Origin of the sequence: Cypionkella sp. (genome assembly GCF_034376685.1) — a bacterium.
GTDB lineage: Bacteria > Pseudomonadota > Alphaproteobacteria > Rhodobacterales > Rhodobacteraceae > Cypionkella.
Window position 1 is genome coordinate 1 of record NZ_JAXMJJ010000022.1, and the last position, 10,316, is coordinate 10,316.

Consider the following 10,316-nt stretch of genomic DNA (forward strand, 5'->3'; position numbering starts at 1 on the left):
ATGCGAGATCAGGTGCATCTCTGATACATCTCGCGCCTTGCCCAGCCATTCGGCCGGTTCGATCCATGCCGGATGCGCTTGGCAATCGGCATAGTTCAGCCGTGCCAGCGTCTTGCTGCCCAGCACGATCTTGCCGCTTTCGGTGGCAAGGGCGTGATCTTGCGGGTGTTCCCGGAAATCCGCCAAATAGGTGTGTTCGGCGATGGTCGGGCACGCCGCAAAGCCCGCCTGCCAGAAGTCGTCAAACGTCGGCATCGCGAAATCCAGCCGGGTTTGCGCATCATTGCGGCTGATCTCGTACATATGGCGCAGCCAGCCCATCTCATCGCGGCCTTCGTTGAAGGCGTGGCCCACACCGAGCTTCGTCGCGATGGCGTTGAAAATGTCGAAATCCGAGCGTGACTGCCCCAAGGGCTCAATCGCCTTGTGCATCGCGAGGATCAGATCGGATCGTTTGTTGCCTGCGATGTCGTTGCGCTCGATCGAGGTCGAGGCGGGCAGGATGATATCGGCGCGCTGGGCGGTGGCGGTGAACATCGGGTCTTGCACGATGATGGTTTCGGGCTTGGTCCAAGCCTCAGACAGCCGGTTCAGATCCTGATGGTGGTGATAGGGGTTGCCACCCGCCCAATAGACCAGCCGGGTATCGGGATAGGTCCGGGTTTCGCCTTCATAGGTGTAGGTGCCGCCGGGATTCAGCAGCATGTCGCTGATCCGCGCCACCGGGATAAAGCTGTCGATGGCTTTCGGCAGTTGCGAGATATAGGGCGATTTGCCCAGATTGATCGGCGCACCCACCCCGCCGAGTGAGGCATAGCCGTAACCGACGCCACCACCCGGCAGGCCGATCTGGCCGCTGATCGCTGCCAGCCCAAGCGCCGCCCAGAACGGTTGTTCGCCGTGATGGGCGCGTTGCAGGCTCCAACTGACGGTCAGCATGCTGCGGGTGTCCACCAACCGCCGCGCCAATGCTGCGATACGGTCGCGGTCCAGCCCGGTGATGGCTGCGGCCCAAGCGGCATCTTTCACAGCACCATCGGTCTGCCCGCGCAGATAGCCAAGCAGCATGTCCGAACCACTGGTGCAGCGGGTCAGAAAGTCATCGTCCTGCCGCCAGGCTTTCACGATCTCGCCCGCCAGCCCCAGCATCAGCGCGGTGTCGGTGTTCGGGCGGATCGGCCACCATTCGGCATCCAGCCAATCGGGCAGATCATCGCGCAAAGGCGAGACAAGGATCACCTTCGTGCCCCGCGCCGCGATCTGGCGCAGGTAGGTTTCCAGCGAATGCACGCCAATGCCGCCCGCTTCATTCTGCGCGGTGCGCGGCGACAAAGCCCCGAACACCACCAGCGTATCGGTATGTGTGGCAATCGTGTCCAGCGTGTTGGATTGCCCACCGCAGGCTTTTTCATCGCCAAGGGTGTGGCGCAGGATCACCGGACCAGCGGCAATCGAATAGGTATCAACATGGCCGGTAAACCCGCCCGAAAGGTTCATCATCCGCTTCAGCAAAGACGGCGCGTGGTGAAAGCGGCCACAGCTTGTCCAGCCATAAGACCCGGCAAAGATCGAGGCATTGCCAAAGCTGCCTGATACGCGACGGATTTCATCGGCTACCAGCGTGGTGGCGTCCTCCCAACTGACGGGCACAAGCCGTTCCTGACCACGCCCGCGCCTGTCGCTGCCCTGCCGCTTTTCCAGCCAGCCTTGCCGCACCATTGGCTGCAACACCCGGCGTTCCGGGTTGGCCCATTCCTTGACCGATCCGATGATCCGCGAGGGTGCGGGATCTTGCGGCAAAGGTTCCACCCCGACGATCCGGCCATCCTGCACCAGGATCGTGTAAGCGCCCCAATGGCTGCAATGTGGAAACCGGTTGATCTTGCCCATCGTCATGCCCTCTTTGTCGTTCAGATCATGGCTTCGATCAGGAACGGGCCTTTGCGCCCGCAGGCGGCCCGCAGCACATCGGCGAAGCCTTCGGCTGTGTCCGTACGCGCGGCCTCGACCCCCATGCCGCGGGCAAGGCTGACCCAGTCCAACTCGGGGTTATCGAGATCCAACATGCGGCGCGCGTTGCGGCCGGGGCTACCCGCGCCGACATTCTTCAACTCACCATGCAGGATCTGATAGCGGCGGTTGGCGAAGATGATGGTGACAATATCCAACTGTTCGCGCGCATGGCTCCACAATGCCTGAAGCGTATACATGCCGCTGCCATCGGCTTGCAGCACCACGACCTTACGGTCTGGGCAAGCGACCGCAGCCCCCGTCGCCAGCGGCAGACCAAGCCCGATCGCCCCGCCGGTCAGTTGCAGAAAATCATGCGGCTCGGCGCAGTAAGTGCTGCGAAAGAAATCGCGGCCAGATGAGACGGATTCGTCACAGATGATCGCATTCGCGGGCATATGATGCGCCAGTGCCACCGCAATCGCGGCGGGCGTCAATGTGCCAGTTGTCAGTGCTGGACGCGCGCGGGTGGCCAGACGTGGGACGCTTGCTGCGGTCACGCCCAGTTCATCGGCCAATGCTGCAATCGCAACGATCATGTCTTGCTCGGGGGTGACAAGATCGACGCAGATGCAGGCCTCCGGCAACATGCTGCCCGGCTTGCCGGGATATGCAAAGAACCCAACCGGGGCTTTCGGACCGATCAGCACCACCTGTTCGGTATCGGCAAACACCGCCAGCGCCTGTTCGATCACATAGGGCACGCGGTCTAATGCGACGCGGCCCGCGCCGCGCTGCATCCGGCCATTGGCCTGCTGCGCCATCAGTCGCGCCCCGGTGTGGGTCGCAATCCGGTCCAGCAATTCCAGTTGCGGTGCGCGCAACGCCAGACCGGTCACCAGAATAGTCGTGCGCTTGCCTGCCCGCAGCGCTTTCGCCGCAGCGGTCACGCGGTCGGCGTCAGGGGCATCTGGCACATGTGTGGCGAGTGGCGCGGGCTTGCGCATCGCGGTCTCGGTCCAAGCCGCATCGGCATGCAGGATCAGCGTGGCAATCTGACCCGAGGCGCTGCGGGCGGCTGTGATGGCCGCTTCGGTTTGGCTGCCCACCGTATCTGCGGTTGCAGCCCGGCCCACCCATTGCGACATCGGCCAAGCCAGCGAGTCTATATCCGAGGTCAGCGGTGCATCATGGATCAGATGATAGGTTGCATGGTCGCCGACCACATTGACCATCGGCGTGCGCGCCCGCCGCGCATTGTGCAGATTTGCCAGCCCGTTCGCCAAGCCCGGCCCCAGATGCAGTAGCGTCGCCGCTGGTTTGTCGGCCATCCGGGCGTAGCCATCGGCAGCCCCGGTCACCACGCCCTCAAACAGACCGAGGATGCAGCGCATCTTCGGCTGACGATCAAGGGCTGCGACGAAATGCATCTCGGAGGTGCCGGGGTTGGCAAAGCAAACGTCGATATCATTGGCGAGCAGCGTCTCGCACAGCAGATCGGCACCGTTCATGCGGGTTGGTCCTTTGTCAGATGCTCCGCTTGATCGCGGACAGTGGAAAGTGTCTGCCAGAAGGGCGCAACCGCGCCGATCAACTGAGAGAACACCCCGAATTTGCTTTGTGCATAGGCGGCGATTGCGCCCTGTTGCGGCGCTATGGGTTCGTCAGTCGCGCCAACCCAGTCGCGTGCAATCGTCGCATCATCCGCCCCAAGCAAGAACCGCGCGCCAATCGCGGCAAGCCCGTGCAATCCGGCATGTCCACTGGTGCTGCGCTGCACATCACTGCCCATCACCGTGGCGATGAAACCCGCGAAATCGGCATCGCCCGCCAGACCACCGCCCAAAGCCAGTGTTCCAGTAGGCGCGTTCATCATATCGTGGCTGGTACGCGCGATGAAGGCCAGCGCCTCGCGCGCGGCCCAGGTGATTTGCGCGGGCGTGGTCGCGGCGGTCAGGCCAAAGGCGGCACCGCTGGCATGTGGAGCGGTAAAGGGCGCGCGTTCGCCGCCGGGTTCAAAGAACGGATGCAGCACGACGCCGGAATAGCTTGGCGCGTGGGTAGGTGCGGCCCCTGGCAGCAGTTGGTTGACATGCTGCAACAGTGCCGCGCCATTAAAGCAGGGGTGAAAGCACAGATAGCCTTCGCCCATCACAAAGCGTTGTACCATCGCACCCGCCGGTTTTTCGCGCATCGCGGCAGGGTCGGGCAAGTGGCAGGCGTGAATGGCGCTGGTTCCGAAGATCGAGGCCCGCGTGACCCCGGTTTGCCCACCGAGCCCCAGCCCGATCAATGTCGCCTGGACATCGCCGGGGCCCAGCAATACCGGCACTCCGGCAGGTAGGCCAATGGCCGCAGCGGCTTGCGCGGACAAGCTGGCACGGCAGTCGCCGACCGGGGTGAAATCGGGCAGTAGCTCAATGCCGCGCGTCAGCCCTAGCTGATCCTGCACCACGCCCGACATCTGGCCATTGCGCCAATCGCCCCAGACCGGCAGCGCCGCACTCGGCTCGGCCATCAGCTTGCCCGTCAGCGACAGGAACAGCCATTCTTTCAGCCGCAGCACATGGGCGATTTGCGCCAGACGCGCGGGATCATTCTGTTGCAGCCACAGCAGTTGCAGGCTTTGCGAGGCGGCAGTCGGGCGGGCTGCTGTCACCTCTTCAATCGCTTCCAGCGCAGCCATGCGTTCGGGGGCAGCGGCCAGCGCCCGCGCCCGCCCGTCCAGCCATGTCATCGCAGGCCCTACAGGCTGACCCTGCGCGTCAATCGGCCAAAGCCCGTCGCCCTGCGCGGTCAGGACGATGCCTTCAACCCGCCCCGTCAGTTGTTCCACGCAAGCGCGCAGCACGGCCAGCGCATCGTCACGGCTGACCGTCATATCCTGTTCAACGTGCACCCTGTCGCGCCGCAGCGCGCTGTTTTCGCGGTGCGCGATGGCCACCATCCTGCCGCAACGGTCAAAGGCCGCGGCCTTGACGGTCGTAGTCCCGGAATCGAGGCAAAGCAGCACCGCGTCCATCGCTCAGGATGCCTGACGCAGACCGTCAAGCGCAGGCACCGCCTGTTGGCCATAGGTCTTGAATTTGACCAGAACATCCGCGATCTGGCTTTGCGACAGGATCGGCGGCTCGCCGAACGGCAGGCACATCAGATACTGATGCGCCAATTCCTCGACCGTCACCGCCAGTGCCAGTGCGCGTGCAATCGACACATGTCCGGTGATCACGCCGTGATGCGCCAGTAAGCAGGCCCGCCGCCCTTCAAGCGCTGTCACCACGCGGTCGGCCAACTCTTGCGAGCCGAAAATCTCATAGGGCGCGCAGCGGATATCCGCGCCCCCCGCCGCTGCGATCACATAGTGTATCGCCGGAATGTCGCGCCCCAAAATTGATAGGGTCGTGGCGTGGGTGGAATGCGTATGCACCACCGCATTCAGATCGGGCCGTGCACGCAGGATGTCGCGGTGAAAGCGCCACTCGCTCGATGGCAGCACATCCCCGGCATAGGTCGCATCCCAGTTCATCGCCACCACATGCTCGGGCAGCAGCTTTTCATAGGGAATCCCGGTGGGCGAGATCAGAAACCCGTCGCCATAGCGCACGCTGATGTTGCCCGAGGTGCCTTTGTTGATGCCAAGGCGGTTCATGCTGCGGCAGGCTTCGAGCAACTCGGTGCGCAGGGCCAGTTCTTCTTGTGTCATCGGAATCCCCGTCATTTGGTCGGATCTATTTGGTTGGATAGAGCGGCTGTTTGCCGTCAAGGATCAGTCCGATATCTTCGGCGATCATCTTGGCTGCCTTGGTGATGGAAAAGCGCGAGGCCCCCGCGATATGCGGTGACAGTGTGACATTGGGCAGCTTCAGCAGCGGCCAGTCGGCGGGTGGCGGTTCGGGATCAAACGTGTCCAGCGCAGCACCGCGCAGATGGCCGGACACCAGCGCGTCATAGAGGGCGACATAATCCAGCACCTGGCCGCGCGTGGTGTTGACGATATAGGCCCCGGGTTTCATCCGGGCGATCTGATCGCGCCCGATCATGCCTTTGGTCTGCGGCGTCACGCGCGGATGCAGCGTGACCACATCCGATTGCGCCAGTAGGTCGTCGAAACTGACCATCTCGATCCCCGCCGCGCGATCTGCATCGGTCAGTTTTTTGAACGGATCGGCGACAAGGATGCGACAGCCAAACGGCTGCAACAGACGCGCCACGCGGGTGCCGATATCGCCATAGCCGATGATGCCCACCGTCAATTCGCACAGTTCCGGGCCTGTGTGATCATAGTGGTAGAACTCGCGACGGAACTCGCCACTGGCGACCGACAGATGCCCCCGGATCAGGTTGCGCGTCTCTGCCAGCAATGAGGCCACGGTGAACTCTGCCACAGCCGAGGCATTGCGCCCCGGTGTGTTGACCACGGTGATACCGCGCTCGCGGGCCGCAGGCATTTCGATGTTGACGGGGCCACCGCGTGACACCGCGATGATCTTCAGATCCGGCGCGTGTTTCAGGCTTTCGCCGGTGATCGGGGCCAGATGGGTGATCAGAATATCCAGATCGGCCAGGAAGCTGAAGTAATCCTCGGGCCGTCCGACGAATTCAGCGACGGGCAGCGAGTGGTCATGTTTGGTGGACACCAGCCGCAGCGGCCAGTCCAGTTCCATCCGGCTAAAGCGCACATCACGCCCTGCAAGACGTTGTGTCAGCGCCTTTTCAAAGAACGCAGGCTGCATGAAACCGTCGCCGATGATGCCGATATTCAGGGGTTTTTGTGCGCTTTGCATGTCATATCCCTCAGGCAGTTTTCACATCGACGGCGGGGGCCATACCCGGCAGAACCGCACGGTAGGTTTCACCGTCCAGCGCCAGATCGCCGATGATTTCGGCGCTGTGCTGGGCAAATTGCGGCGGGGCCAGCCTGTAGGTCGCCGGCGTACGCGACAGCTTGATCGGGCTGCCAGTGCCGCGATAGGCACCGATATCCACCACCATCTCGCGATGGGTAGTGTGCGGATCGGCCACAACCTGATCAATGCTGCGCACCGCACCACAAGGCACGCCGGCATGGATCAGCCGATCGGCCAGTTCGGTGCAGGTAAAGGCGGAAAGGGCGGATTCTAACTCGCCCTTCAGCGCATCGCGGTGAATGTTGCGCTCTCCATTCGAGACAAAGCGCGGATCTTGCGGCAGATCGGGGCGACCGATTTCGGCGCAGAGCGTGGCAAACTGACGGTTGTTGCCAACAGCCAGAAAGATCGGGTCGGTGCCGGTGGCAAAGGTGTCATAGGGGCAGATATTGGGATGCGCGTTGCCTGTTGGCCCCGCGACTTTGCCCGACAGATAGTAGTTCGGCAGATGCGGGTGCAGCAGCGACACCCCGCAATCATAGAGCGTGGTTTCGACAAACTGGCCCTTGCCGCTGATGGCGCGCTCGGTCACCGCCATCAGAATGCCGATCACCGCGTTCAGCCCGGTGACCATATCCACCACCGGCAGACCCACCCGCAGCGGTTGCCCGCCGCTTTCGCCATTCACGCTCATGATGCCGCAAGCCGCTTGAATAGCGGCATCATAGCCCGGCAGACCACCCAGCGGGCCATCCGCGCCAAAGCCGGATACCCGGCAATGGATCAACCGGGGAAAGCGCGTTGACAACTCGTCATAGCCGATGCCCCAGCGTTCCAGCGTGCCGGTCTTGAAATTCTCGATGAACACATCTGCGGTTTCCAGCAGGGCCAGCAGCACCTCACGCCCCGCTGGCTGCGCCATATCCAGTGCCATGCCGCGCTTGTTGCGGTTCAGGCCAAGGAAATAGCTGGCGGTGCCATCCAGAAAGGGCGGGCCCCAACCTCGGGTTTCATCGCCCGCTGGCGGTTCCAGCTTGATCACATCCGCGCCGTGATCGGCGAGCACTTGGCCCGCATAGGGGCCACCCAGCACACGGCTGGCGTCGATGACCTTAAGGTGGGCGAGGGATCCGAAGTCAGGCATGTCAGGTATTCCAGTCGGTCAAATATGAGTCAGGCAGCGGGCAGGGCGGCACCGTCGCGGCGCATCTCGGCCGCAAAGGCGGGATAGGTTTCTTCCAGCTCATCCAGCACCCGACCGCGCAACAGCGCAAGCGTCGCGCTGTCGGGGGCGGGAGTGACGGCAGGTGTGGCGTCGTGCAGAAAATCAAAGCCGGTCGCGGCGCGGATTTCATCCAGATCATGGCCGGGATGCACGCTTTCCAGCGCAAAGCCGGGGCGGGTTTTGTCAAACCGGAACAATCCCTTGCTGGTCAACAGCGCAGTGGGGCCGCCGGTGCGGTAGACCCCCGGATCGCTGACCCCCGGCGCGCTGATGAAATCGACCTTCTCGACAAAGACCCGCGGCGTATGTTCCTCGCGAAACAGGATGACGCGCGGGACGACGAAATACAGATAGGCCGCGCCAAACGATCCCGGCCAGCGCACGGTGGATTGCGGATAGCTGCCCGCACCGACAAGGTTCACGTTGGCCTGCCCGTCGATCTGGCCGCCGCCCAGAAAGAACGCATCAATCCGGCCCTGACCGGCGCAATCAAAAAGTTCCGCCGAGCCGTTGGTGAAAAAGTTATGCTCGACCGAGCCCAAAATCGAAATCCGCACCGGGGCTTCGCCGGCCTGTTGCTTCATCGCCCGCAGCAGCATCGCCCCAGCGGCTGGCATCGGGGAAGACGCGCCCACCGCAACATGGCGCACGCCGTCCAGCAGGCGGGCAATGGTGCAGATCAGAATTTCGCGCGGCAGCACTGCAGTCATTGCACTGCCTCCGTCTGCTGCGATGCCATGTAGTCGGCAAAGCCTTCGGCAGAGCGCGCGGCTTTGGCATAGCGCAGCATTTCTGCTGTATCGGGGGCATATTCGCCCCACAAACCATAGGGCCAGGCACCCTTGGGGGCCATCGCGATGGCAGTGACATAAAGCGCGGGCAGGGTGCCCGCCGCCGTGACCTCATCGGCAAGTAGTGAGCCTTCGACAATGCGTTCCACCGTCACCAGCGTCACCGTCGAGGCATAGGCCATCGCCGCCAGTTCGCGCCGCCGACCGATCCAGACATTGCCCTGTCGATCCGCCATTGGCGCATGAAAGATCGCAAGATCCGGCTTGATCGCAGGGATCAGGACAATGGGATCACCATCCTCTGCAAAGGGATTGTCGATCACCCGCCAGTCATCGCGGTGGCGCAGCACATCGGTGCCGATCAGCCCGCGCATCGGCACAAACGGGCTGCCCTTTTGCGCCGCCAGCAGGCCCGCGTGAATGGCGGGGCAGGTGGCATCCTTCAGCCGGATCGCGCCATCCTTCACCGCCTGATTGAACCGTGGCGCACCGCCTGCTTCGCCCAGCGACATCGCACTGGTTTCCACCGACCGCACCAACCCGGCCCCGATCAACTGATCCACCTGCAAGCCCCCGGTCGGCACGCAAACCAGATCCAGATCGCCCGCGCCATGTGCAATCAGCGGCTTGGTCATCGCCATCGACACGCCAGCATAGTCAACCGGCAGGGCAATGCGCATACCGGGCGTCACATGCGCAGCCAAGCTGCGAAGATCATCTGGCATCGGCTGTCCTCCTTCCGGCTGTCAACATCGCGGCTTCTGACATTTTTCGCAGAGTATCCTTAGTCTTATTGTTCTACAATGTAGAATAATATCCTGTAATTCAGGATAGCGGTAGCATTTATGCCCTGTCAACCGACATTGTCCCGCGTTGCCTCTTAAAGATTTTCTAGGACAAACATATAGTTATGCTGCATTGCAGAAAAACACCCCCATGAGCGGAAACGCTTGACAACTGCGCAGAGTAGGCGACTATAAATCGGAATGCTGTTCTATAATATGGAACAGAAGAGGGGGAATCAATGACTGACAGTTCGATTTGGCGCGGGGAAAGCCAAGCTGGGGCGACAGTTAACGCGTCACAGATCGACCAGTTCCAGCGGCAAAGCGGGATTGGCTCCAGCATCACGATTCGCGACGTGGTGAAGACCTATGGCAACTTTCGCGCCACCGATCAGGTCAGTCTGGATATCGAGCCGGGCGAATTCATCACCCTGCTTGGTCCGTCCGGTAGCGGCAAGACCACGCTGTTGAATCTGCTGGCGGGGTTTCAGCGCCTCGATAGTGGTGAGATTCTGGTGGATGGTCAGCGCATTGATCAGGTGCCCACCCATAGGCGCGGCTTTGGCATGGTGTTTCAAAGCTATGCGCTGTTTCCTAACATGACGGTGTCCCAGAACGTCGCCTTCCCGCTGCGCATGGCGGGGGCAGACCGCGCCACCACGGATCGGCGCGTCGCCGAAACCTTGGAAATCATGCGGCTTTCCGAACATGCGCAGAA

9 protein-coding genes are annotated in these 10,316 nt (G+C 62.3%); 1 reads left to right on the plus strand and 8 read right to left on the minus strand.

Annotated features, from left to right (window positions below):
* The 8 genes from U1A24_RS04985 to U1A24_RS05020 all read right to left on the minus strand — a co-directional run.
* A partial coding sequence (locus U1A24_RS04985; protein ID WP_322320874.1) for a molybdopterin-dependent oxidoreductase occupies positions 1-1,890 on the minus strand: 1,890 nt, incomplete at its 3' end.
* A gap of 20 nt (positions 1,891-1,910) precedes the next feature.
* Positions 1,911-3,461 carry an acetolactate synthase large subunit gene (locus U1A24_RS04990; protein ID WP_322320875.1) on the minus strand — a complete coding sequence of 517 codons (1,551 nt, stop codon included), beginning with the start codon at positions 3,459-3,461 and terminating at the stop codon, positions 1,911-1,913.
* Positions 3,458-4,972 (minus strand): FGGY family carbohydrate kinase, encoded by a 1,515-nt coding sequence (locus U1A24_RS04995; protein ID WP_322320876.1) that lies wholly within the window; start codon positions 4,970-4,972, stop codon positions 3,458-3,460. Before U1A24_RS04995 ends, U1A24_RS04990 begins: the two co-directional genes overlap by 4 nt.
* A gap of 3 nt (positions 4,973-4,975) precedes the next feature.
* On the minus strand, positions 4,976-5,653 hold the full coding sequence (locus U1A24_RS05000; RefSeq protein ID WP_322320877.1) for a class II aldolase/adducin family protein: 678 nt from the start codon (positions 5,651-5,653) through the stop codon (positions 4,976-4,978).
* Positions 5,654-5,678: 25 nt separating this feature from the next.
* On the minus strand, positions 5,679-6,734 hold the full coding sequence (locus U1A24_RS05005; RefSeq protein WP_322320878.1) for a 2-hydroxyacid dehydrogenase: 1,056 nt from the start codon (positions 6,732-6,734) through the stop codon (positions 5,679-5,681).
* A 10-nt stretch (positions 6,735-6,744) separates the two neighbouring features.
* Positions 6,745-7,941 (minus strand): CoA transferase, encoded by a 1,197-nt coding sequence (locus U1A24_RS05010; protein WP_322320879.1) that lies wholly within the window; start codon positions 7,939-7,941, stop codon positions 6,745-6,747.
* Between the two features lie 29 nt (positions 7,942-7,970).
* Positions 7,971-8,732, minus strand: coding sequence for a CoA transferase (locus U1A24_RS05015; protein ID WP_322320880.1), 762 nt, complete (start codon positions 8,730-8,732; stop codon positions 7,971-7,973).
* On the minus strand, positions 8,729-9,538 hold the full coding sequence (locus U1A24_RS05020) for a CoA transferase subunit A (protein WP_322320881.1): 810 nt from the start codon (positions 9,536-9,538) through the stop codon (positions 8,729-8,731). The genes U1A24_RS05015 and U1A24_RS05020 overlap by 4 nt, the downstream gene beginning before the upstream one ends.
* Positions 9,539-9,837: 299 nt before the next feature.
* On the opposite strand from U1A24_RS05020, the gene U1A24_RS05025 reads away from it, so the two are divergent.
* Positions 9,838-10,316: ABC transporter ATP-binding protein (locus tag U1A24_RS05025; protein ID WP_322320882.1), on the plus strand; the 479-nt coding region annotated here is incomplete at its 3' end.